1 protein-coding gene is annotated in these 548 nt (G+C 63.9%); it reads right to left on the bottom strand.

The window, feature by feature from the left end; genetic code table 11:
• Positions 1-133: 133 nt before the first annotated feature.
• Positions 134-548 (bottom strand): LysE family translocator (locus AC1D12_RS35005; RefSeq protein WP_477845631.1); only part of this gene is annotated, 415 nt, incomplete at its 5' end.

The raw sequence follows: 548 nt of genomic DNA, 5'->3' as shown, positions 1-548 counted from the left end.
CGCCGCGTCTTCAATCTCCTGCAGCGAAGGCAGCATGCTGTTCCCCAGCTGCGGCTTGTGGTCGAGTACGGCGCTCATTGGGTGGTCTCCGCTCTGCGAGCTGCGGCATTCGCCTTGGGAGCGGTCCGGCGGCTCATGCGGCCGCCCGCTTTTCAGTCAGCAGGCGCAGCGCCAAAAGGCCCAGCACCGTGCCCATCACGTAGCGCTGCACGCGCATCCAGCTGATATTGCGGTTGAGGAAACCGGCAATCGCCGCGGCGAARCAGATCAGCACYGTGTTCACACCCGTGCTGACGCTGATCTGCACGGCGCCCAGCGTCAGGCTTTGCAGCAGCAGGTCGCCGCGTTCTGGGTGCAAAAACTGCGGGAAGAACGAGAGATAAAACATGGCGACCTTGGGGTTGAGCAGGTTGGTCATAAAACCCATGAGGAAGAGCGTGCGCGGCGGGTCGTGCGGCAGCTCGCGCGTTTCAAAAGGCGCCAGGCCCCCGGGCTTGACGGCTTGCCAGGCCATCCAGAGCAAATAGGCCGCGCCCGCCACCTTGATC

The organism is Rhizobacter sp. P1_G5, from assembly GCF_056405435.1.
This window is presented reverse-complemented; position numbering and strand designations above follow the sequence as displayed.